At 72.1% G+C, this 23133-nt stretch carries 15 protein-coding genes; 9 read left to right on the forward strand and 6 right to left on the reverse strand.

All coding sequences use genetic code 11. The annotated features are described in order from the left end of the window. Positions 1–16 precede the first annotated feature (16 nt). The 4 genes from ASD19_RS01625 (at position 17) to ASD19_RS01640 (ending at position 7726) form a co-directional block, all read left to right on the forward strand. On the forward strand, positions 17–3280 hold the full coding sequence (locus tag ASD19_RS01625) for an efflux RND transporter permease subunit (protein ID WP_055988098.1): 3264 nt from the start codon (positions 17–19) through the stop codon (positions 3278–3280). Positions 3281–3324: 44 nt separating this feature from the next. Then, complete coding sequence (locus tag ASD19_RS01630; protein ID WP_082542894.1) at positions 3325–4149, forward strand: glycosyltransferase; 825 nt, start codon at positions 3325–3327, stop codon at positions 4147–4149. Positions 4150–4294: 145 nt separating this feature from the next. Continuing rightward, a complete protein-coding gene (locus tag ASD19_RS01635) occupies positions 4295–6388 on the forward strand; it encodes a DEAD/DEAH box helicase (RefSeq protein WP_055988100.1) in 2094 nt (697 codons plus the stop codon). Between the two features lie 222 nt (positions 6389–6610). Beyond that, positions 6611–7726, forward strand: a complete 1116-nt coding sequence (locus tag ASD19_RS01640) for an Ltp family lipoprotein (RefSeq protein ID WP_055988102.1) — start codon at positions 6611–6613, stop codon at positions 7724–7726. A gap of 80 nt (positions 7727–7806) precedes the next feature. Here the strand turns inward: ASD19_RS01640 and ASD19_RS01645 are convergent, their stop codons facing one another. Then, positions 7807–9060 (reverse strand): cytochrome P450, encoded by a 1254-nt coding sequence (locus ASD19_RS01645; protein WP_055988104.1) that lies wholly within the window; start codon positions 9058–9060, stop codon positions 7807–7809. A 79-nt stretch (positions 9061–9139) separates the two neighbouring features. Between ASD19_RS01645 and ASD19_RS01650 the strand changes: the two genes are divergently transcribed. After that, positions 9140–10066 carry an aldose 1-epimerase family protein gene (locus ASD19_RS01650; RefSeq protein WP_235562938.1) on the forward strand — a complete coding sequence of 309 codons (927 nt, stop codon included), beginning with the start codon at positions 9140–9142 and terminating at the stop codon, positions 10064–10066. A 67-nt stretch (positions 10067–10133) separates the two neighbouring features. Here ASD19_RS01650 and ASD19_RS14215 read toward each other — a convergent pair whose 3' ends face one another. Both ASD19_RS14215 and ASD19_RS14220 read right to left on the reverse strand, forming a co-directional pair. After that, on the reverse strand, positions 10134–10538 hold the full coding sequence (locus tag ASD19_RS14215) for a hypothetical protein (protein WP_055988106.1): 405 nt from the start codon (positions 10536–10538) through the stop codon (positions 10134–10136). A 144-nt stretch (positions 10539–10682) separates the two neighbouring features. Further along, the gene (locus tag ASD19_RS14220; RefSeq protein ID WP_156377062.1) at positions 10683–12194 is read right to left on the reverse strand and encodes a hypothetical protein; all 1512 of its coding nucleotides are present in this window, start codon (positions 12192–12194) and stop codon (positions 10683–10685) included. 774 nt (positions 12195–12968) lie between these two features. Between ASD19_RS14220 and ASD19_RS01670 the strand changes: the two genes are divergently transcribed. Then, positions 12969–13910, forward strand: a complete 942-nt coding sequence (locus tag ASD19_RS01670; RefSeq protein ID WP_055988112.1) for a M15 family metallopeptidase — start codon at positions 12969–12971, stop codon at positions 13908–13910. Between the two features lie 4 nt (positions 13911–13914). On the opposite strand, the gene ASD19_RS01675 is transcribed toward ASD19_RS01670, so the two are convergent. Further along, complete coding sequence (locus ASD19_RS01675; RefSeq protein ID WP_055988114.1) at positions 13915–16050, reverse strand: intein-containing Rv2578c family radical SAM protein; 2136 nt, start codon at positions 16048–16050, stop codon at positions 13915–13917. Positions 16051–16326: 276 nt separating this feature from the next. Between ASD19_RS01675 and ASD19_RS01680 the strand changes: the two genes are divergently transcribed. Continuing rightward, positions 16327–16887, forward strand: coding sequence for a sensor domain-containing protein (locus tag ASD19_RS01680; protein WP_055988116.1), 561 nt, complete (start codon positions 16327–16329; stop codon positions 16885–16887). A 1-nt stretch (position 16888) separates the two neighbouring features. Here the strand turns inward: ASD19_RS01680 and ASD19_RS01685 are convergent, their stop codons facing one another. Continuing rightward, on the reverse strand, positions 16889–17878 hold the full coding sequence (locus ASD19_RS01685; protein WP_055988118.1) for a pirin family protein: 990 nt from the start codon (positions 17876–17878) through the stop codon (positions 16889–16891). Then, positions 17875–18222 carry a GNAT family N-acetyltransferase gene (locus ASD19_RS01690; RefSeq protein WP_055988120.1) on the reverse strand — a complete coding sequence of 116 codons (348 nt, stop codon included), beginning with the start codon at positions 18220–18222 and terminating at the stop codon, positions 17875–17877. Before ASD19_RS01690 ends, ASD19_RS01685 begins: the two co-directional genes overlap by 4 nt. 240 nt (positions 18223–18462) lie before the next feature. Between ASD19_RS01690 and recQ the strand changes: the two genes are divergently transcribed. Both recQ and ASD19_RS01700 read left to right on the forward strand, forming a co-directional pair. Then, on the forward strand, positions 18463–20439 hold the full coding sequence (gene recQ, locus ASD19_RS01695; RefSeq protein WP_055988246.1) for a DNA helicase RecQ: 1977 nt from the start codon (positions 18463–18465) through the stop codon (positions 20437–20439). Between the two features lie 536 nt (positions 20440–20975). After that, complete coding sequence (locus tag ASD19_RS01700; RefSeq protein ID WP_055988122.1) at positions 20976–23066, forward strand: acyl-CoA dehydrogenase family protein; 2091 nt, start codon at positions 20976–20978, stop codon at positions 23064–23066. The last annotated feature ends 67 nt before the right edge of the window (positions 23067–23133 follow it).

The following is a 23133-nucleotide window of genomic DNA, read 5'->3' on the forward strand; positions in this document are numbered from 1 at the left end:
CCAACGAGAGACAGCCGTGTCGAAGCTTGCCATCCTGAGTCTCAAGAACCGCGCGCTCATCGCGCTCATCACGATCTGCGCCGCGGTGTTCGGCGGGCTGGCGCTCAACAGCCTGAAGCAGGAGCTCATCCCCGCGATCGAGCTGCCGCAGCTGATGATCATGACAACCTATCCCGGCGCCTCGCCCGAGGTCGTCGAGAACGACGTGTCCACGCCCATCGAGACCGCGATCCAGGGCGTGGCCGACCTCGAGACCACGTCGGCCACGAGCACCACGAACGCCTCGATCGTGCAGGCCGCGTTCCGCTACGGCACGAATCTCGCGACCGCCGAGCAGAAGCTGCAGCAGGCCATCAACCGGATCTCGGCGCAGCTCCCCGAGAGCGCCGACACCCAGGTGCTCGCCGTCAGCTTCGACGACCTCCCGGTGATCCAGGTCGCGGTCACCGGGTTCGACGACGCGGAGTCCGCGCAGGCCGAGCTCGAGAACGTCGCCATCCCCGACCTGGAGGACATCGACGGCGTCGCGTCCGCCGCGATCGTCGGCGGCATCGGCCAGCGGATCACGATCACCCCCGACCCCGCCGCGCTGGCCCAGCGCGGTCACACGCAGCAGGCGATCGCCGACGCGCTCGAGCAGAACGGCGTGCTCTTCCCGGGCGGTGACATCACCGAGGACGGCGAGACCCTGACGGTCCAGACCGGCGTCAAGGTCTCGTCGGTCGACGACATCCGCGCGCTGCCGCTCGTCGGGTCGTCCGCGCCGGCGGTGGATCCGACCACGGGCCGGCCGATCGCGCCCCAGGTCACGACCATCGGCGACGTCGCCGAGGTCGAGCAGACGACCGACCCGATCACGTCCATCTCGCGCGTGAACGGCGAGCCCGCGATCTCCCTGTCGATCACCAAGGTGCCCGCGGCCAACACGGTCGAGGTCTCCGACGCCGTCCAGGCCCTGCTGCCGCAGCTGCGCGACGCGTTCCCCGGCGCGGAGTTCACGGTGGTCTTCGATCAGGCGCCGTTCATCGTGCAGTCGATCGAGACGCTCGCCACCGAGGGCATGCTCGGGCTCGCGTTCGCGGTCGTGGTGATCCTGGTGTTCCTGGTGTCGCTGCGGTCCACGATCGTCACGGCCATCTCGATCCCGACCAGCGTGCTGGTCACCTTCATCGGTCTCCAGGCGTTCGGGTACTCGCTCAACATGCTCACCCTCGGCGCGCTGACGATCGCGATCGGCCGCGTCGTGGACGACTCGATCGTCGTGATCGAGAACATCAAGCGCCACTACGTGCAGGGCGCCGACAAGGGAGACGCGATCCGCCTCGCGGTCCGCGAAGTCGCCATGGCCGTCACGGCGTCGACCATCACGACCGTCGCCGTCTTCCTGCCGATCGTGTTCGTCGGCGACATGGTCGGCGAGCTGTTCCGCCCGTTCGCCATGACCGTCACGATCGCGATGGTCGCCTCGCTGCTCGTGTCGCTCACGATCGTGCCGGTGCTGGCGTACTGGTTCCTTCGTCCCGGCAGGCCGCGCCTGGACGCCGACGGCGAGCGCATCGATCCCGAGCATCCGGATGCGCCCCCGTCCCGCCTGCAGAAGGCGTACCTGCCGATCCTGCGCTGGACGCTGAGGCACTCGTGGATCACAGTGCTCGCGGCGATCGCGGTGCTGGTCGGCACGATCGCGGCGGCGCCGCTCATGAAGGTGAACTTCCTCGGCGACAGCGGGCAGAACACGCTCACCGTCTCCCAGACGCTGGACCCGACCGCGAGCCTGGAGACCAAGGACGAGGCGGCTCAGCGGGTCGAGGAGGCGCTCGAGCGCGTCGACGGAATCGAGACCATGCAGGTGTCGGTCGGATCGACCGGATCGCCGCTGCGCGACGCGTTCACGGGCGGCGGCAGCGTGACCTACTCGATCGTCACGGATCCGGATGCCGACCAGGAGCGGCTGCGCGAGGACGTGCAGGAGGCCGTCGCCGACCTGGAGGACGTCGGCGAGATCGCGGTCGCGGCGGCCGCGGGGCTCGGATCGACCGACATCGCCATCACCGTCACCGCGCTGGGCGAGGACGAGCTCGAGGAGGCGACGCGCCTCCTGGTCGAGGAGCTCGACGGTCGCGACGGCATCGGCCGGGTGACGGACGACCTCGCCGCGTCGCTTCCGTACATCGCGGTCGAGGTGGACCGGGCGGCCGCGGCCGAGCGGGGTCTGTCCGAGGTGGCCGTGGGATCGCTGGTCTCGAACACCATGCAGCCCCGCGAGGTCGGCACGGTCGAGATCGACGGCACGTCCCTCACCGTGTACATCGCGGCCCAGGACCCGCCCGCGACCGTGGACGAGCTGCGCGATCTGCGCATCCCGACCGCCGCGGGCATGGTCGCGCTCGCCGACCTCGCGACGATCGAGGAGCGCGAGAGCCCCACGTCCATCACGACCGAGCAGGGCCGCCGCACGGCCACGATCACGGTGCCGCCCGCGACCGACGACCTGAACGTCGCCACCGCCGCCGTCGCCGACGTGCTCGCCGAGGTCGATCTCCCCGCGGGCGCCGACGCGGAGGTGGGCGGAGTCGCGGAGGAGCAGACCGAGTCGTTCCAGCAGCTCGGCCTCGCGATGCTCGCGGCCATCCTGATCGTGTACGTGGTCATGGTCGCGACCTTCAAGTCGCTGCGGCAGCCGCTGCTGCTGCTCGTGTCCGTGCCGTTCGCGGCGACCGGCGCCATCCTGCTGCAGATCGTCACGGGCGTGCCGCTCGGGGTCGCGTCGCTGATCGGCGTGCTGATGCTGATCGGCATCGTGGTGACCAACGCGATCGTGCTCGTCGACCTCGTGAACCAGTACCGCGAGCGCGGCCTCACGGCGCACGACGCCACCATCGCCGGGGCCTCCAACCGCCTTCGTCCGATCCTGATGACCGCGCTCGCGACGATCTTCGCGCTCACCCCGATGGGCCTCGGCATCACGGGCCACGGCGGCTTCATCTCGCAGCCGCTGGCGATCGTCGTCATCGGCGGACTGCTGTCGTCCACCGTGCTCACGCTGATCGTGCTGCCGACTCTCTACAACCTCGTCGAGGGAGCGCGCGAGCGCCGGGCCGCGCGGCGGGCCGGGTCCGACGCGACCGCCGTGCCGGAGACGCCGGTCGAGCCGGTCGTTCCCGCGTCCGTCACCGCGACGGCGCCGGCCGGCGTGATCACGGTCCCGGCGACGTCCGCCCTGCCCGCCGCCTCGCGCGTGCAGCTGCGCCGGCGCGATCGGGAGGGAGACGCCCCGTGACGGAGGGCATGGCGGGCCCGGACGAAGTCGATAGGCTTCTGGACATGAACGCCGGTCCGACGGTCTCGATCGTGATCCCGGCCTTCAACGAGCAGAGCACCATCCGCGCCTGCGTGCTCGCGGCGATCGACCAGACGGATCCGGCCGACGAGATCATCGTCGTCGACAACCGCTCGACCGACGCGACGCGCGACATCGTGCGGGCGCTGCAGCGCGAGCATCCGCACGTGCCGCTGGTGCTGCTCTCGCAGGACGAGGTGCAGGGCCTGATCCCGACCCGCAACCTGGGGCTGGACTACGCGAGCGGCCAGGTGCTCGGCCGGATCGACGCCGACACCGTCCTCGAGCCCGACTGGGTCGAGCAGGTGCGCCGCATCTTCCGGGACGAGACCGTGGCGGCCGCGACCGGGCCGATGATCTACTACGACATGCCCCTGCGTCGCTGGGGCCATCGAGCCGACGACGCGCTGCGTCGCGCCGTGCACCGCCTGGCCCGCGACTTCCACTACATCTTCGGCAGCAACATGGCCCTGCGGGCCGAGGCGTGGCGGGACATCCGGCCGCACGTGTGCCGCGACGCGGCCGACGAGATGCACGAGGACATCGACATCTCGATCCACCTGCACGAGCGCGGCCATCGCGCCGTGTACCGGTCGGCGATGGTGGCCGGGATGTCCGCCCGCCGCCTCGACGACGCCCCGCGCGACTACTACAGCTACGTGATGCGCTGGGAGCGGACGTACGACGCGCACGGCATCCGCGACGCCAAGCTGCGCGCCCCGATGTGGGTCTTCTCGGTGATCTACCCGCTGCTCAAGGGCGTGCGCTGGTCCGTCAAGCGCCGCGGGACGACGGCGCTCACCCGCTGAGCGGGGTGCGGACGGCGCCCGGCCAGGCGTTCTCCCAGCGGGCCCCGCTACTCTGAAGGGTCGGCTTGGGATGCCGCGCGAAGAGTGCGCGGGTGTGTGTGGTCCTTACAGGCCGCATGACACCTATCGAGAGGTTCCTTTTCGCATGCCCAAGAACAAGAAGCCGGCCGGCGGCCGTCCCGCCCAGAACTTCGATCCGCGCTACGCCAAGAAGAAGACCGGCGGCCCGTTCCGCGGCATCGACGGCGGATCGCGCGCCCCGCGCCGCGACGACAGCGCCGGCGACCGCCCTCGTTACGAGCGCGCCGAGCGTCCGCGCTTCGACCGCGATGCGCGCCCTGCGCGCGACGGCGAGCGTCGCGATGCGCGCCCGGCCTACGGCCGTGGCGAAGAGCGTCCCCGCTACGACCGGGCCGAGCGTCCGCGCTTCGACCGCGATGCGCGTCCCGCGCGCGACAGCGAGCGCCGCTTCGACCGCGACGCCCGCCCGGCCCGCGACGGCGAGCGTCCTCGTTTCGAGCGTTCGGAGCGTCCGCGCTTCGACCGCGACGCCCGTCCCGCCCGCGACGGCGAGCGCCGCTTCGACCGCGATGCCCGTCCGGCGCGTGAGGGCGACCGTCCGCGCTACGACCGTCAGGACCGTGGCGAGCGTCGCGACTTCGCCCCGCGCGAGGACCGACCCCGCTTCGAGCGCTCGGACCGCCCGCGCTTCGACCGTGACGCGCGCCCGGCGCGCGACGGCGAGCGCCGCTTCGACCGCGACGCGCGTCCGGCCCGTGACGGCGAGCGCCGTTTCGACCGCCAGGACCGCGGCGAGCGTCGCGACTTCGCGCCGCGCGAGGAGCGTCCGCGCTTCGCGCGCGACGAGCGCCCCCGTCGTTCGTTCGACGAGGACCGCCCTCGCCGCGACTTCTCCGACCGCCCGCGCGGCGAGCAGGCCTGGCAGGAGCGCCGCGAGGAGCGCCCCGCGCGCACCCAGGCGCAGGAGCAGCGCATCGACGTCGTGCACGAGCGCCTCGAGGCGCAGGCCGTCGTGGCCGACGAGGTGACGGAGACGACCTTCGCCGACCTCGGCTTCGGCGACAACATCGTCCGCGCGCTCGCCGCGCTGGGCGCCGAGCGGCCCTTCCCGATCCAGGCGTCGACCGCCCCGTCGATCATCGAGGGCCGCGACGTCCTCGCCCGCGGCCGCACCGGCTCGGGCAAGACCATCGCCTTCGGCGCTCCGCTCGTGGAGCGCGTGCTGCGCAGCAAGGCGGGCGTCAAGCGCGAGTTCGGCCGTGCGCCCGTCGCGCTCATCATGGCCCCGACCCGCGAGCTCGCGCTCCAGATCGACCGCACCATCCAGCCGATCGCGCGCAGCGTGGGCCTGTTCACGACGCAGATCTACGGCGGCGTGCCCCAGGCGCGCCAGGTGGGTGCGCTCAAGAAGGGCGTCGACATCATCATCGGCACCCCGGGCCGCATCGGCGACCTGCAGCGCCAGGGCAAGCTGGACCTCTCGCAGATCCAGATCTCGGTGCTCGACGAGGCCGACCACATGTGCGAGCTCGGCTTCCTCGAGCCCGTGCAGGAGATCCTGCGCCTGACCGCCGAGGGGGGCCAGAAGCTGCTCTTCTCGGCGACGCTCGACCGCGAGGTCGCCGCGCTCGTGGACGAGTTCCTCGTCGACCCGCAGGTGTACGAGGTCGCGGGCGAGACCCAGGAGACCGGCACGATCGACCACCGCGTGCTCGTGATCGAGCACCGCTCGAAGGCCGAGATCCTCGACTCCCTGGTCGACCGCGAGGGCAAGACGCTGGTCTTCACCCGCACGCGCGCCTACGCCGAGATGCTCGCCGAGCAGTTCGAGGACGCCGGCGTCGACGCGATCGCGCTGCACGGCGACCTGAACCAGGCCAAGCGCACGCGCAACATCGAGCGCTTCTCGAAGGGCCGCGCCCGCGTGCTCGTCGCCACCGACGTCGCCGCGCGAGGCATCCACGTCGACGACATCGACCTGGTCATCCAGGCCGACGCGCCGGACGAGTACAAGACGTACCTGCACCGCGCCGGCCGGACCGGTCGCGCGGGCCGCACGGGTCGCGTGGTCACGCTGATCCCGCGTCAGCGTCGCCGCCGCATGACCGAGATGCTGGAGCGGGCCGAGATCGCCGCCCCGTTCGACGAGGTGCGCCCCGGCGACGACCTGCTCGACGAGCTGACCGGCGGCCCGACCGTGGCCGAGCTCTCGGCCTGACCCGTCCCGCACGCACGACCGGATGCCGCCCTCGCATGACGAGGGCGGCATCCGTCGTCTGCGGGCGGAATAGGCATGACGCTCGTGGCTTTGGCTCGGGCGCGCCTGAGAATTCCGGTCATGTATTGCGCACGAACTCCGATCTCATATTCTTCCTTTAGCGCCAACGCGTCGTCGGCGTGAAGAGGCCACCGACTGTGTCGGTAGAAGTGGAGTATCGCGGTGAACAGCATCGAGCGCAGGCCCCGGCGGATGTGGGCGGCCATTCTTGCGATAGCGGTGGCCGCCGGCGCCGCAATTGCGGGTCAGGCGCCTGCGATGGCCGATGGCCGCGAAGTGGGCGGCTACGGCGCCCGCTACTACCTGAACGACTCATGGTCGGCGACGGCGAACCATGAATTCAACTACGGCAAGGCCGAGGATCGTGTCTACACCGGCGACTGGAACGGCGACGGAAAGGACACCCTGGCGGTCCGGCGCGATCGGACGTATTACTTCTCGAACAGGCTTGGCGGTAATGCGACCACGGTCATCAACTACGGGAAGGCATCGGACACCGTCCTGGTCGGAGACTGGAACGGGGACGGCGTGGACACGCTCGCGGTGCGCCGCGGTCAGACGTATTACATCTCCAACAATCTCAGCGGCGGCAATGCCAGCGTCGTCTTCAACTACGGCAAGGCATCCGATGTCGTTCTGGTCGGTGACTGGAATGGTGACGGCAGGGACACCTTGGCGGTTCGTCGCGGAAATGTGTACTACATCTCGAACAGCCTGACGGGAGGCAGCGCGAGCGCGGTCATCAATTACGGTCGGTCTTCTGACCTCGTCCTCGTCGGCGATTGGAACGCGGACGGAGCGGACACCCTCGCTGTGCGGCGGGGCAACGTGTACTACATCTCGGATTCGCTGAGCTCCGGCTCCGCATCCCGTGTTCAGGCCTATGGTCGTGCATCCGACACCACGCTGGTCGGGGACTGGAACGGCGACCGCAGGGACACGCTCGGCGTGCGCCGATACGTCGCGCCGGCGCCTCCGACGTTCGAGCAGCAGCAGGCGATCGAGAAGGCGCGCGATTACCTCGACTTCACGGCATTCTCCAGGAGCGGTCTCATCGGTCAGCTCGAGTACGAGGGGTTCTCCACCGCCGATGCGACGTATGCCGTGTCCTACCTCGAGAACAGGGGTGAGGTGAACTGGCGCGACCAGGCGGTCAAGAAGGCACAACAGTATCTGGACTTCATGTCGTTCTCGCGTCAGGGACTCATTGACCAGTTGGAGTACGAGGGGTTCTCCACCGCGGATGCCACATACGCGGCGGACAGGGTTGGGTTCTGAACTGGCCTGACCCGCCCCCCGCACGACCGGATGCCGCCCTCGCATGACGAGGGCGGCATCCGTCGTCTGCGGGTGCGGCATCACGCGAACTGCAGGATCATGCCGTCCTCGGGCTCGGCGGGGATGCGTCGCAGGCTGATGCGGAGATCCTGCTCCGGCACGGTGTAGGCCGGACCCTGCGTGAGCTGCTGCAGCGTCTCGACGAGCAGGTCCACCGTGGCGAGCTCGCCCGGGCACCGGTGGGAGGCGAGGTGCTCGCCCACGCCCTGGGCCACCACCGCGTGGGGCGAGGCGGTCGCGAACCGTCCGGGGTTGAACACGTCCGGCCGCTCCCAGAGCTCGGGGGAGTGGTCGGTGCCGTAGAGGTCGAGCATCATCCACTGGCCCTCCTCGAACCACTCGCCGTGGAGCTCGAACGGCTCGGTCGCGATGCCGCCGACCATCGGGAAGAACGGGTAGAACCGGCGGACCTCGTCCGCCGTCCAGCGCGTGGCCGCCGCGTCGCCGCCGCGGGTCTGCGACGCCCAGTCCGGATGCCGGTGCAGCGCGTGGGCGGCGAAGGCCACGAAGCGGGCGACGGCGACCGTGGGCCGCAGCAGGTTGAGCATCTCGACGGCGGCGACGTCCTCGTCCAGCGGGCGACCGCCCTCGGTGTGGTGCGCGAGGCGCCCCGCGATGGTCTCGTGGTCTCCCGCGGCGCGGCGCTCGCGCACGACGTCGCGCGCCCATGCCTCGGTGCGCCGACGGCGGAGGCGCGCCTTCCAGTTGAGCGGGCCGACGCTGCCGGCGCGTGCGATCATCTCCGTCAGCTCGCCGGACAGCTCGGTCTCGCGGCCGCGGTCGACGCGGATCCCGGTCCATTCCAGCGCCGCCCGGGTGAGCGCCCGCGCGGCGACCTCCGCGGCCGGAACCGCCCCATGCCCATGCTCCGCGACGACCTCGGGCCACGCATCCCGGAACGCCTCGACCAGCCCGGCGCGCTCACCCTGCGCCAGCTCGAGCATGAGCACCTTCCGCTCGCCGTGCCGCGGTCCCTCCAGCTGCTGCACGCTGCCCTCGTCCTGCAGGAGGTGGACGACCGAGCGCGGGATGGCGCCTCGCCTCTCGAAGGCATCCGGCTCGCCGAACACGTGCGCCGCCTCGGCGCCGCGCGCGACCACGACGGGCCGGGCCAGCAGCCGGGTGCGGAACGCGTCGGCGCCCACGTCGCGGAAGCCCCGCTGCCCGAAGGCGTAGCCGTCGCGGGCGAGCCGCCACGTGGCATCCCATCCGGGCAGGTCGGGCACGCCGGTCACGCCGGTCACGCGGGAGGGGGAGGGCACGATCTGCGTCATGCTCCCGACACCACCACGCCGGGCACCCGGCGGGTAGGCGCTTGACAAGCGGGCGGCCGGGCTCGAATAGGCTCGTGCCGTGAACGCACAGAACCGCATCGACCCCACGGGTGACCAGGTCCACCTCCGCCGCGAGGGCGGTGCCGGCGAGGTCACGGCGCACATCGCCCAGGTGGGAGCCTCGCTGCGCGGCCTCTCGGTCGGCGGCGTGGACCTCGTGCCGAGGTACCCCGAGGGCGCGCCGACCCCGTTCGGGAGCGGCATCGTGCTCGCGCCGTGGCCCAACCGCATCCGCGACGGCCGCTGGAACGACGGCGGCGCCGAGCGTCAGCTCGACATCACGGAGCCCGCGCGCGACAACGCCATCCACGGGCTGCTGCGCTACGCGCCCTACGCCGTCGACACGAGCGAGGACCGCGCGACGCTCACGGCGATCGTCTACCCGCAGCACGGCTACCCGTACACGCTGCGCACGAGCGTCACCTACGCCCTCGTCGACGACGGCGTCGAGGTGACGCACGAGGTGGTCAACGTGGGCGAGGGCGACGCCGCCGTCGCGCTCGGCACGCATCCGTTCTTCTGCATCGGCGGCGTCCCGACCGCCGACCTCGTCGTCACCGTCCCCGCCGAATCGGTCTTCGAGGTCGACGACCGGCTGCTGCCCACGGGCGAGGCGCCCGTGTCGGGCGAGGTCGATCTGCGCGGCGGCGTCCGCGTGGGCGACGTCCAGCTCGACACCGGCTTCGGATCGCTGGTGCGCGGTGCCGACGGCATCGCCCGTTCGACGCTCACGGCGCCCGACGGACGTTCGGTCACGATGTGGCAGGACGACGCGTGGGGCTACATCCAGGTCTTCACGACCGACGCGTACCCCGGCCACCCGCTCGCGATCGCGATCGAGCCCATGACCGCGCCGACCGACGCGTTCAACTCGGGCCGCGACGTGCGCCGCCTGGCTCCGGGCGAGTCCTGGACGGCGCGCTGGGGCGTGACGTACTCCGGCTGATCCCCCGGCCGGCACGCGGAGAGGCCCCCGGAGCGCGAGCTCCCGGGGGCCTCTCGTGTGCGAGGGACTACTTCAGGCCGTCGAGGGCGAGCACGTCGTAGGTCTCGCCTCCGACCGCGAGGGTCGAGTCGTCCACGACCTCGCCGGCGAGAACCTCGCCGGTGCCGTCCTCGGCGAACGCGTCGTGGATCGCCACGACCGTGTCGACGCCCTCGCCGCCCGCCATGTCCACGGCCGCGTCGCGGATCGCCGAGTCGACGCCGAAGTTGGCGGAGCCGTCCAGCTTGACGTAGCCGCCGCCCTGGCCCGCGAACGCCTTCGACACGAGCGTCTCGCCCTTGCCCGGCGACTGCTGCGACTGGCCGAGCGGCACGTTCTCGGGCCGCCCGTCGATCAGCGGCCTCGAGTACTGCACCAGGTCGGTGTACGCCTTCGCGTGCTGCCGCGCCCACGTCACGTTGCTGCTCGTCATCGACAGCGCGAAGGTCTCCAGGCCCTCCCAGCCGCGGGAACGGGCCGAGAGAACCGGCGTGCTCCTTCGATCCGAGCGACCCGACCGAGCGCTCGCAGTGCCACACCCAGGCGTCGCGCTGGCTCTGGGGGACCAGGCGCGCGATCATGCCCGCGGTGGAAGCGTCCCTGCATCGACGTCGCGCCCCACTGCAGGCGCTTGTGGTTGGGGGTGTTCGCGAGGCTGTGCAGGTACAGGTTCGTGAACTGCGGCCGCTCGATCGAGGCGTCGAGCGCCGTGATGCCGGCGTCCTGCGCGGCGTAGATGCCGGGCAGCGCGATCTGGAGCGTGTAGTTGATGTACCACAGGCCCTCCTGCATCCAGCCCGTGTCGGTGTAGGCCGCGTCGAGGTGCAGCCCGACCTCGTTCACGAGCATCGGGATGCGCGTCTCGCCCGCGTCGAACCAGCCGTCGCCGCGCGTCGCGAGGCGCAGCGCGAGCTCGCCGCCGCGCGTGACGCCGGTCCAGTTCGAGGCGCGCGTGTCGTCGTCCATGTTGAAGTGGTGCGCGACCTCCATGGCCGCGGCCAGGTGGCCGAGGATGCGGTTCGCGTTCGCGCGCTGCTCGTCGGTCCAGCCGTTTGCAGGCCCAGTCGTACGCCTGGGCCAGCACGGGGGCCGGGTTGGCGTCCTCGAGCGGCTGCCGGGTGCCGAGCGGCAGCTTCGCCTCGGCCGCGACGATGCCGTCGTACGCCTTCTGCGCGTAGGACGCGTCGCCCGTGACCTGGTAGGCCAGCGCGGCCTCGACCGCGTAGCGGCCGTCACCCTCGCCGAAGCCCTGGCCGTACGGGTCGGGGGTGGCGGTCAGGCCCCCGGCGACGCGTGCCAGGATGCCGTTCCAGATCTCCTGCGGCTCACCCGGCACGGCGATCTGCTCGCGCACCTTGGCGAGCTTGTCGTCGTCGATCCACAGGCGCGGGTGCGCGAGGTCGGCGACCTTGGCCGAGGCGACGACCTCGCCCGCGGCGTTCACAAGCGCGTAGGCCGCGGGCGCCGATCCCGGAAGGGTGAGGGCGCCGCTGAGGCCGGTCGCGCCCGTCTCGACCGTCGCGGGTCCGATCCGCTTGGCCGACTTGAGCGATCCGCTCGCGAGGGTCGCGGGGCCGGAGTACAGCGTGTAGGTCTCGGCCGTGCCCGCGGCGACGCGCCACGCGACGCGCACGCCGTCGCCCTCGGCCGTCGCCGTGAGGACGTCCTTCAGCTGGCGGTCGACGAACGTCGCGGGGGTCGTGGCGGCGGCGGCGTCGGTCGTGGCCAGGAGGGCGCCGGCGGCGTCCTTCGCGACGACGCGGTAGTGGTAGGTCGTGCCCGGCTGCGTGGTCGCGTCCTCGGCCATGGTGATCGCGGGCACCGAGCGCACGAGCGTGTCGTCGGAGGGCTCGAAGCCGGCGTCGGTGGAGCGGTGGATGTCGTACGAGGCCGGGGTGCCGGAGAGCCCCGCGAACGTCCACTTCAGCTCGACCTCTCCCGTGGGCTGCAGGGCCGGAGAGGCGATCGCGACGTGCTCGACGCTGTCGACTGCCACGTTGTCGATCGAGAGCCGGCCCGACGCGCTGTCGAGCATGGGCTCGATCACGAGCGTCGCGGTGCCGGCGGGCACCTCGACGTACTCGCGCACGTGCTTCCAGGCGTGCGTGCCGGAGGTGACGCCGACGCGGGTCAGGGTGCCCGTCGGGGCCCGCGCCAGCCACGGACTGCGCGCTGATGCCGGTGCCCCGCGCCCGCCACACGCTCCAGTCCGCGGGCTCGCCGGAGGCGGTCACGACCTCGAAGCCCGGGTTCTTCACGGTCAGCGCCGCGGCGTGGGCGGGGACCGCGCAGGTCAGGATGAGGGCGACGGCTGCCGCCGTGGAGCCCAGGATGCGCAGGGCGGGGCGTCTGGCCATGGAGGGCCTTCCTTCCGGGGGATGGGTCTTCGTCGAACCGGCGGCTTCGGGGGCCGTTCGCCGCCGGACCGGACGGCGACGTCGGGGCTGTAGGCGGTGCCCCGAGGATAAGAAGGCTCGTAAGATCCGGTCAATCGAAGCGCTCGGCTCGAAAGAAGCGAAAGTCGACGGGGGTTTGGCAGGTCGCCCCCCGGGCCGGGTGCTCATCAGGGGGCGACCTGCGTCGGTCGGGTGGCGCTCGCTGGGGGCGCGCCACCTGGTCCGCGCGCACGGCGGGGCCCTGGTGTCCGGCCGACCTCGGGTTCGTCGGCCGCGGGTTTGGGGAGACCTCGACGCCGCCCCAGCCGTGCGATGCCTGAGACTAGGGAGTGCTCGGGCGGCATGTCAACACCCGTCGAGCGGTTCGAAAGATCCGAAACCTGCATATCGATATGCCTGGTCGGAGGGCAGAACTTTCAGTCGCCGCCGGGGTGATGCGGCGGACCCGGTGGGCGACAATGGAGACCATGAGCCACGCCGGGAGGGCTGCCGCGCGGCGTCGGCTGCGCGCGCGGCGCAGAGTGCGCGCCGTCGCGCTGCTGATCCTCGCCGTCGCGCTCGGGATGGGGGCGTTCGCCGTCCTCTCGCCGCTGCTCGCGGGCGCCGAGAAGGCGAGCGCGGTGCCTTCCCTCGTCGACCAGCCGCCGGTGGCGGCCGCGCTCCCGGCCCCGCGCGTGGAGCAGGTCGAGGCATCGGAGGCGCCCTGCGAGGCGCCGGAGGTCGTCGCCGCGCTCCGCGACTCCGATGCGGACGCTCTCGTGGCCGCGTTCGGTGGCGGGGAGTCGCTGCGGCAGGCGGTGCTCGACGGCGCGGCGCCCTGCGTGCGCCTGGACGATCCGGCGATGCCGTGGGTGGTCGTCAACAAGCTGCGTCCGCTCGATCCGATCGACTATGCGCCGCGGGAGGTGCGCCGGCCCGCGGCGCGCGTCGCCGACGTCGGTCTTCGTGCCGACGCCCTGGCCGCCTTCGAGCGGCTCGCCGACGCCGCGGCCGAGGGTGCCGGGAGGATCGCGCTGTACAGCGGGTACCGCTCCTACGACACCCAGGTCTCGACCTATGCGGCGCAGGTGGGCGCGCGCGGCGGCGGGGCGGACGCCCTGTCCGCCCGTCCCGGTCACAGCGAGCATCAGCTGGGGCTGGCCGCCGACGTCGTGGCGTGCGGCGCGTGGGGGTGCGGCGACATCTATGAGGTGGGCGGGACCGCGCAGGGGCGCTGGCTCGCCGAGAACGCGTGGCGCTACGGATGGATCGTCCGCTACGAGGCCGGGCGCAGTGTGACGACCGGCTACGACGCCGAGCCCTGGCACCTGCGCTACGTGGGCCGGGGCATCGCCGAGGCGTACCAGGCGGGCGGCTTCCACACGCTCGAGGAGTTCTTCGGCCTGCCTGCCGCGCCGGACTACGACTGAGCGCTCAGAACAGCGTCGCGGCCTCCGGGATCGCGCGTCGCTCGGTCGCCCTCGTCGCCGCGGCCCGCCCGCGCGAGGTCGTCACGACCCGCGACGCCGTGGCGGCCGCCGGCGCGGGCCGGCGCCACGGATCCCCGTCGGAGCGGCCGTCGAGCCGGTGCGCCCGGATGAGCGGTCGGATGCGCTGCGACAGCATCGTCCGGTACGCCTGCGGCGCGTTGACGGAGGCGCCCGGATACAGGCCGCGGTAGGCGGGCAGGAGCTCCGGATGCTCTCGCGCGAGCCAGCGCATGAACCACGGCTTCACCCCGGGTCGCAGGTGCAGCGCGCCGTGCACGACCCGGGCCGCGCCCGCGGCCTTCACCCGGGCGAGCGCGGCGTCGAGCGCCTCGGGGGAGTCGGAGAGGTGGGGGAGGATCGGCATCAGGAACACCGACACCGCGAAGCCCGCGTCGGCCGCCGCGCGCACCGTGTCGAGGCGGGCCTGCGCCGTCGGTGTCCCCGGCTCGATCGCCTGCTGCAGCTCGTCGTCGTAGACCGCGATGGAGAAGGCGAGCTGGATCGGCACATCCTGCTTCAGCCGCGTCAGCAGCGGCAGGTCGCGCCTCAGCAGCGAGCCCTTGGTCAGGATCGAGAAGGGCGTGCCCGACTCCGCCAGAGCGGTCGTGATGCCCGGCATGAGCTTGTAGCGACCCTCGGCCCGCTGGTACGGATCGGTGTTCGTGCCGAGGGCGACCGGCTCACGGCGCCACGACGACCGCGCGAGCTCCCGCCGCAGCACCTCGTCGACGTTCACCTTCACGACGATCTGCGAGTCGAAGTCGCGCCCGGCATCCAGGTCGAGATACTCGTGCGTCCCCCGGGCGAAGCAGTTGTGGCTGATCACGCCGTTCGCGACGAAGTCCCCCGTGCCGGTGGTGATGTCCACCATGTCGATGTCGTGCCCGAGGTCGTCCACGGACACGACACGCAGATCGGCGGCGGTCTTCACAGCGTCGCCGATGAGCTGCTGCTTCCCGCTGAGCGCCGGCCGGGTGGCGTCGAAGAACCGCTGCCGCATCGGCAGCCCTCCTGTCACTCGCACGGACCGCACGCCATTGGGCCGGGGTGGTTCGATGACGCACGGGATGCCGACGGCCTCCAGGGACTCAGCGGTCAGGGAGAGCAGTTCTTCATCCTTGTTGCTGATCCGCAGGACGCCTCGCGAGCAGCTCCCCTCCGCATCGAAGATTCCGGCGAGGAAACCCGCCCGCCATTCGCGGGACCGCGTTCGCGGGATCGTGATCAGATGCTCGATCGCCGCGACGTCTTCCACGCGTGCGGTGTGGATCGCGATCATCTGCTTGCGTGCGCCCTCCGCGGCGCTGAAGGTTCGCGTTCGCGTGGGAACGCCGGAACGATCGAGGAAGTCCCGCGATCGGTCCAGGGCGGCGCGGTCGGTCTCCGTGAGCGCCAAGCGGAACATGTGGATGTCGCGGATGCGATCCGCGCTCCGATACGAGCGATGGAAGATCATCCCGTCGCCCCGGATCATGCCGGCGAGGTAGCCGCGTCGGTAGTGCGGCGTCGGCGATGCGGAGTCGGGCGGCGGCCCGCCGATGCCGAATCCCATCAAGCGGTTGAGGGCGGTGAGGTGGGGGCGCTGCTCGGGGCCCGTGGTGGCGCCGTGGACATGCTTCCAGCCCCTGTCGGTCAGGAACCGATGGTCGCCGCTCGCCGTGATCTCGGTGCCGTCGGCCAGCGTGACGCGATACGCGCGCTTTCTCGACGGCCACTTCGCGCGGACCGTCGTGCGCACGTAGCGTCGGTAGGCACCGTGCCGCTCGGTGCCGACGATCTCGTCGCCGACGCGGATCTCACGAAGCGGAACCTGGCGGCCGTCGGCCCGCAGGATCAGGGTGTCTGGGCTGAGGCAGTACACGCAGGCATGCGTGCATCCGCGATACGGGTTGATCGTCCAGTCGAACGGCATGCTGCTCGAGCGCGGCACATGGTTGAGGGCCGACTTGGCGGCGACCTCGTGGAACGTCACGCCCGCGAACTCGGGCGTCGTCACCGACCGGACGAGTCCGTCGAGCTGCTCCATTCCGGGCAGCGCGTCGGGGTCCGAGACGCCGAGCTCCTGTCCCTGCCATCGCATGGATTCATCGAACACCCGTTCTATCGCCAAGTCAAGCGAGATCAGAACACATGTGCGAAGCGATCCGGCCCTGGTGGCGCGGGTGCGCGCGTGCGAGACTGCGGGCATGACCGCGCGACTCGCCCTCCGAACCCTCGCTCCGATCGTCCTGGCCGGATCGCTGCTGATCGCCGGCTGCTCGGCCGGCGGCGAGGAGGAGGCGCCCGAGGGGGCGACCCGCCCGCGGAGTCCTCCGCGCCCGCGGAGACGCCCGCGGACGAGGCGCCGTCGGGCGAGGTGGTCGATGAGGCCGTGCTCGAGGGGTACGTCGTGGCCGCGGGGCTCGAGCCGATCGACATCGAGGCCATGGGTGGGGTCGAGGGGCTCAGCGGCCTCTTCGCGGATGCGGAGATCGAGCCCGCCGAGTGCGCGGCCGCGGTCGAGAGCGGGCTCGCCATCGCCGAGACGAGCGAGAGCAGCATGGCCGTGGGCGTCGACGAGGCGACCGGCCAGTCGGGCGGAGTGGTGAGCTTCGCGGAGGCGTCGATCGCCGACGGCGCCGTGGAGTCGGGCCTGTCGAACATCGACGGCTGCGGCGAGATCACGATCACCATGGCCGACGGGACGTCGGTGACGAGCACCATCAGCGAGGTCCCGGTGTCGATCGACGGCGCCGACTCGGCGTACGGGGTGCAGACCGACTCCGTGATCGAGGGCACCGGCGCGATGAGCTCCGTGACCGTCACGGCGCTGGTCGACTCGCTCGTCGTGACCGGCAGCGCGATCGGCGGTGCGGAGGCGGCATCGGGCGCAGAGGACGTCGCCCAGCGGCTCGTGGACGCGATCGCGGCGGGCTGACCTACACCTTGCGGCGCCGCGGCGTGAGCCGCACCTGGGGCATGGGCGGGGCGGGGATGCGCTCGTCGCCGTGCGTGACGACGTGGCCGAACCGCTCGGACCCGGCCTCCCACTCCTCGCGGGCCTCGACGATCTCGTCGTGGTCCCGGCCCACGAAGTTCCACCACATCACGAGGTCGTCCGCGAACGGCTCCCCGCCCAGCAGGAAGAACATGGCGCCGCCGATCGTCGAGACCTCGATGCCGTCGCGGTTCACGCCGAGGTAGAGCAGGTCCAGGGCGCCGAGCGCGGTCGGCTCCCCCGCTCGCCCGGCGTGCGCGACGAGGTCGCCCTCCACGGCCGCGATCGCGTACTCCCAGTCCCGGCGGAACGGGATCCGCACGCGCGATCCGGGTGCCAGCACGACCTCCGCGCCCACGATCGGCGTGTAGACGGTGGCGGGCGAGACGACGTCCCCGAGCTCGCCGACGACCACCGTGGCGTCCGCGTCGGCGCCCTCGAGGGCCGGGAGCCTCAGCGTCGGCAGGTCGGCATGGCGCTCGAAGTCCGGACCGCCGTGGCGGCGGCTCTCCGGGAGGGCGATCCACAGCTGCAGCGCGTCGAGCGGGATGGGATCGTCGCCGACCGAATACTCCGAGTGGGAGATGCCCCGGCCCGACGTCATAATGTTCAGCACGCCGCGGCTGATCGTGACGTCGCTGTCGATGCTGTCGCGGTGGCGGACCTCGCCCACCAGCGGCCACGTCACGGTCTGCAGTCCGATGTGAGGGTGGGGCTCCACCCGCATCAGCGCCTCCTGCGGCCCGAAGCGGTCGAAGAAGCACCATGCGCCCACGGTCGGCAGGTCGCGCTGCGGCAGCGAGCGGTGAACCGCCATGGCCCTGACGCCGCCGAGCGGCACCTCGCGGGGCTCGAGCAGCAGCTCACGAGGGCCGTCGCACGCGTCGGCGGTGAGGTCCCACTCGTCGGTCGCGGCGTCGAGGCGCGTCATGCCGGGGACTCGCCCTGCGTCGCCGCGTCGAGCGGGGTGCCGCCCGGCCACTCCACGACCGCGCCGGCCACCTCGTTCTTCTGCAGATACGCCGCCACGAACGGGCACAGGGGGATGATCGTGTCGCCGCGGCGCGCGACGTCCGCGAGCGCCTCGGCGGCGAGCGTGTCGCCGAGCCCCTGCCCGCGGAAGGCGGGATCGATCTCGGTCGCGATCATCCGGATCCGGCCCTGGCCCTGCTCGAACCGGATGAAGCCGGCGACCGTGTCCTCGTGGGTCGCGTCCGACAGGTGCAGCTCGTACCGGCTCGCGTCGTCGTTGCGGGTCACCTTCAGGTCTGCCATGCGGGCTCCTTCCGTCGGGCTCCCACGCTACGGCGTGGCGCCGACGCGGGGAAGGCTCGTCCCCAGGGCCGGAGGGCGCCGGGTCGCCGGCGACGCCCAGGGGACGTGTCGGAGCCCGCGCCTAGACTCGAGCGCGTGACCCCGAGCACCCCCGAACCGAGCAGCGCCCGCGCGGGCGCGGCCGGCTGGGGGTCCTGGGCGCCGACGGATCCCGACGACCAGGGCGGCCCCGGCGACTGGATGCCGTACGAGCCGCCGCCCTACGACGAGCCGCCCTTCGACCCGTATCTCGACGCGCCGCCGCCCGACGACTGGGCGCCGCCCGCTGCGGATGCCTCGGGCCCGGCCCGCCGCTCGGCCCGCGTCGCGGCGCCGGGCGTCGCGAGCGGTGTGCGCCCGTCGGTCTACGCGACGCCCCTCGAGGCGCTCAAGACCGTCTACGGCTACGACGCGTTCCGCGGCGATCAGCGGCAGATCGTCGAGCACGTCGTCTCGGGCGGCGACGCCGTCGTCCTGATGCCGACCGGCGGCGGCAAGAGCGTCTGCTACCAGGTGCCCGCGCTCGTCCGCGAGGGAACGGGCCTCGTGGTCTCGCCGCTCATCGCGCTGATGCACGACCAGGTCGACGCGCTGGTCGCGAACGGCGTGCGCGCCGCGTACCTCAACTCGACGCAGGCGCCGGACGAGCGCGCGCGCGTCGAGCGCGCGTACGTCGCCGGCGAGCTCGACCTGCTGTACGTCGCCCCCGAGCGCCTCAACGGCGAGCAGACGCTGCGCCTGCTCGAGCGTGGCACGCTGAGCGTGATCGCGATCGACGAGGCCCACTGCGTGTCGCAGTGGGGCCACGACTTCCGTCCCGACTACCTCGCGCTCGGCGGCCTCGGCGAGCGGTTCCCCGGCGTGCCGCGCCTCGCCCTCACGGCGACCGCCACGCCCGAGACGCACCGTGAGATCACGGAGCGCCTGCGGCTGCCCTCCGCCCGCCACTTCGTGGCGAGCTTCGATCGGCCCAACATCCGGTACCGGATCGACGCCAAGACCGAGCCGCGCAGGCAGCTACTGGACTTCATCCGCTCCCAGCCGGAGGGCGCGGCGGGCATCGTGTACGCGCTGAGCCGCAACTCGGTGGAGCAGACCGCGACCTACCTCGCCGGTCAGGGCATCGACGCCATCCCGTACCACGCGGGGCTCGACGCGGCGACGCGGGCGCGGCACCAGTCCCGCTTCCTCCGCGAGGACGGCGTCGTCGTCGTGGCGACCATCGCGTTCGGCATGGGCATCGACAAGCCCGACGTCCGGTTCGTGGCCCACATCGACCTTCCCAAGTCGGTCGAGGGGTACTACCAGGAGACCGGGCGCGCGGGCCGCGACGGCCTGCCCGCGCAGGCCTGGATGGCCTACGGCCTGGGCGACGTCGTCCAGCAGCGGCGGATGATCCAGCAGTCCGACGGCGACCGCGCGATCCAGCAGCGCCAGGGCCAGCACCTGGACGCGATGCTCGCGCTGTGCGAGACCGTCGGATGCCGGCGGCAGAACCTGCTCGCGTACTTCGGGCAGGCGTCCCAGCCGTGCGGCAACTGCGACACGTGCCTCACGCCGCCCGAGACCTGGGACGGGCTCGTTCCCGCCCAGAAGCTGCTGTCGACCGTCGTGCGGCTCAAGCGCGAGCGCAACCAGGCCTTCGGCGCGGGGCACCTGATCGACATCCTGCGCGGGGCCTCGACCGACCGCGTGCGCAAGCTCGGCCACGAGTCCCTCACCACGTACGGCATCGGCGCCGATCTGTCCGAGCAGGACTGGCGGAGCGTCATCCGCCAGCTCCTGGCGCGCGGCCTCCTGGTCGCGCAGGGCGAGTACGGCACCCTCGCGCTGAGCGAGGCGAGCGGCGGCGTGCTGCGCGGCGAGACGCCCGTGCCGTTGCGCCGCGATGTGATCGGGCGGGCCTCCCGCTCGGGCGGCGGCGCTCGCAAGGCGTCCGCCGCCGACCAGCTCGCACCCCAGCACCGCGATCTCTTCGAGGCGCTGCGCGCGTGGCGCGCGGACCAGGCGCGCGAGCAGGGCGTCCCCGCCTACATCGTCTTCGGCGACGCCACTCTGCGCGCGCTCGCCGAGCACCGCCCCGCCTCCCTCGAGGCATTATCCGGCATCAGCGGCATCGGCGAGCGCAAGCGCGAAGCCTACGGCGCCGCCGTGCTCGCCGTCATCGCCGCGCACTGACACCGCCTCCGCTCGCGCCGGCGGGGCCCACGTCTGCCGTGCGCTCGACCCGCCCGAACGCGCGCCGCCGGCCACCGCGCAGGCGGCTGATCTCCCAGTCGGCATATGGCCCATGAACCGGGACCGCGAACCCTTCGTCGGCTAACGACACGCCGGTGTCCCGGAATCCAGGTGGACGGAAGTCCGATCTCGACGCCGATCGATCTGGGTGCCCAGACCGCGGATGCCGATGGCAAGGTCACCTTCCGGTGGACGGTGGGCGCCGGGCGGCGGCTCACACGGAGTGAGATGACGCCACGGCATGAGGCGTGACGCGGCGGCGGTCCGGATGATCCGGGCCGCCGCCGTCGTCTGTCCCCGTCCGCCGCCGCTGTCGTGCGCGCACAATGGTCCCGCCGCACGTCGGCGCCCGCGACTGTGGCTCAGTGACAAGGTCCTCGCGCCCGGCTTGTCGCAGACCTACGGTGATCACATCGCCCCCTCCGTCCCCGTCGAGGCGGGCCCGGCCCATTCCACGATCCCCGTGAGAGGCAGACATGGCAGACACCGCTGTTCGCCCCCAGACCGCCGACCCGACGCCCGCCCACAAGGCCGGGCCCGAGACGGCGCCCCGCATCGACGTCCCCCTCGTCACCGACCGGCTGCTCGGCACGTGGGCGGACGTCCGCCGCGCGTCGCGCGAGATGCTGAAGGACTCCGCGTTCTGGCGCGTCGACGGGCTCACCCACCACGAGCACCGCGCGCGCGTCTTCGAACAGCTCGGCAAGCTGGTCGAGCACAGGTCCATCTCGCGCGCGCTCCCGGTCGAGTACGGCGGCGAGAACAACAACGGCGGCAACCTCGCGAGCTTCGAGGAGCTCGTGCTCGCCGATCCGAGTCTTCAGATCAAGGCGGGCGTGCAGTGGGGCCTGTTCGGCTCCGCGATCTACCAGCTGGGAACGAAGAAGCACCACGACAAGTGGCTGCGCGACGTCTTCGAGCTGAAGATCCCCGGCGCGTTCGCCATGACCGAGACCGGCCACGGCTCGGACGTCGCCGCGATCGGGACCACCGCGACCTACGACGCGGCGACCGAGGAGTTCGTGATCCACACGCCGTTCCGCGGCGCCTGGAAGGACTACCTCGGCAACGCCGCGGTCGACGGCCGGGCGGCGACCGTGTTCGCGCAGCTCATCAGCGGCGGCGTGAACTACGGCGTGCACTGTTTCTTCGTGCCCCTTCGCGACGAGGACGGGCAGTTCCTGCCGGGCGTCGGCGGCGAGGACGACGGCGTCAAGGGCGGCCTCAACGGCATCGACAACGGCCGTCTGCACTTCGACCACGTGCGCGTGCCGCGCGAGAACCTGCTCAACCGCTATGGCGACGTCGCGCCGGACGGCACTTACTCGAGCCCGATCGCCAGCCCGGGCCGCCGCTTCTTCACGATGCTCGGCGCGCTCGTGCAGGGCCGCGTCTCGCTCGACGGGTCGGCCACCACGGCGGCGGCGCTGGCGCTGAACATCGCGATCACCTACGGCAACCAGCGCCGCCAGTTCGCCGGCGCGACCGGCGCCGAGACGGTCCTGATGGACTACGCGAAGCACCAGCGTCGCCTCCTGCCGCGGCTCGCGATCACGTACGCGCAGGCGTTCGCGCACGACGAGCTGCTGCAGAAGTTCCACGGCGTGTTCGGCGGCGAGACCGACACCGAGGAGAACCGCGAGGACCTCGAGACCCTCGCGGCCACGCTCAAGCCGCTGTCGACCTGGCACGCGCTGGACGCCATCCAGGAGGCCCGCGAGGCCTGCGGCGGCGCGGGCTACCTCGCCGAGAACCGCCTCGTGACCCTGCGTCAGGACCTCGACGTGTACGTCACCTTCGAGGGCGACAACAACGTGCTGCTGCAGCTCGTCGGCAAGCGCCTGCTCGCGGACTACGCCAAGCAGCTGCGCAGCAAGGACCCCAAGGAGATCGCCGCCTTCGTCGTCGGCCAGACCGCCGGCAAGGTGTTCCACGGGGCGGGCCTGCGGCAGCTCGGGCAGGCGGTGGCGGACTTCGGATCCACGGCGCGATCCGTGGAGCTCGGCCTGCGCGCCAAGGACCAGCACGAGCTGCTCGCCGACCGCGTGCAGAGCATGGTCGGCGAGCTCGCGGCGCGCCTGCGTCCCGCGTCCAAGCTCGACCCGGTCGCCGCCGCCGACCTGTTCAACGAGAACCAGGTCGAGCTGCTCGAGGCGGCCCGCGCCCACGGCGAGCTCCTGCAGTGGGAGGCGTTCACCGACGCCGTGGCCTCGATCCCCGACGAGGACACCCGCCAGGTGATGATCTGGCTCCGTGACCTCTTCGGTCTGACGCTGATCGAGAAGCACCTCGCCTGGTACCTCATGCACGGCCGCCTCTCCAACCAGCGCGCGATGGCCGTGCAGCGCTACATCGACCGCCTCTGCCGCCGCCTGCGCCCGCACTCGCAGGACCTCGTCGACGCGTTCGGGTTCGCGCCCGAGCACGTGCGCGCGCCCATCGCGTCGGGTGCCGAGCAGAGCCGCCAGGATGAGGCCGCCGCGCACTACGCCGAGCTGGACGCGACCGGGCAGGCGCCCGCGCGCGAGAAGAAGCCGCCGCGCGAGAAGAAGCCCGCTCGACGCTGATCGTCCATCGCGCACGCGGGTCCGGGGAGTTCCCGGGCCCGCGTGCGCGTCCGTGCGGGGGAGAGGT

It is taken from the genome of Microbacterium sp. Root53 (assembly GCF_001426925.1).
GTDB lineage: Bacteria > Actinomycetota > Actinomycetes > Actinomycetales > Microbacteriaceae > Microbacterium.

Excerpts from the sequence above, each read along its gene's own strand:
- ASD19_RS01630 (WP_082542894.1), top strand. The coding sequence starts at position 3,325 with ATGAACGCCGGTCCGACGGTCTCGATCGTGATCCCGGCCTTCAACGAG.
- ASD19_RS01635 (WP_055988100.1), top strand. The coding sequence starts at position 4,295 with ATGCCCAAGAACAAGAAGCCGGCCGGCGGCCGTCCCGCCCAGAACTTC.
- ASD19_RS01645 (WP_055988104.1), bottom strand. The coding sequence starts at position 9,060 with ATGACGCAGATCGTGCCCTCCCCCTCCCGCGTGACCGGCGTGACCGGC.
- ASD19_RS14215 (WP_055988106.1), bottom strand. The coding sequence starts at position 10,538 with ATGACGAGCAGCAACGTGACGTGGGCGCGGCAGCACGCGAAGGCGTAC.
- ASD19_RS01670 (WP_055988112.1), top strand. The coding sequence starts at position 12,969 with ATGAGCCACGCCGGGAGGGCTGCCGCGCGGCGTCGGCTGCGCGCGCGG.
- ASD19_RS01675 (WP_055988114.1), bottom strand. The coding sequence starts at position 16,050 with ATGCGATGGCAGGGACAGGAGCTCGGCGTCTCGGACCCCGACGCGCTG.
- ASD19_RS01685 (WP_055988118.1), bottom strand. The coding sequence starts at position 17,878 with ATGACGCGCCTCGACGCCGCGACCGACGAGTGGGACCTCACCGCCGAC.
- ASD19_RS01690 (WP_055988120.1), bottom strand. The coding sequence starts at position 18,222 with ATGGCAGACCTGAAGGTGACCCGCAACGACGACGCGAGCCGGTACGAG.
- recQ (WP_055988246.1), top strand. The coding sequence starts at position 18,463 with ATGCCGTACGAGCCGCCGCCCTACGACGAGCCGCCCTTCGACCCGTAT.
- ASD19_RS01700 (WP_055988122.1), top strand. The coding sequence starts at position 20,976 with ATGGCAGACACCGCTGTTCGCCCCCAGACCGCCGACCCGACGCCCGCC.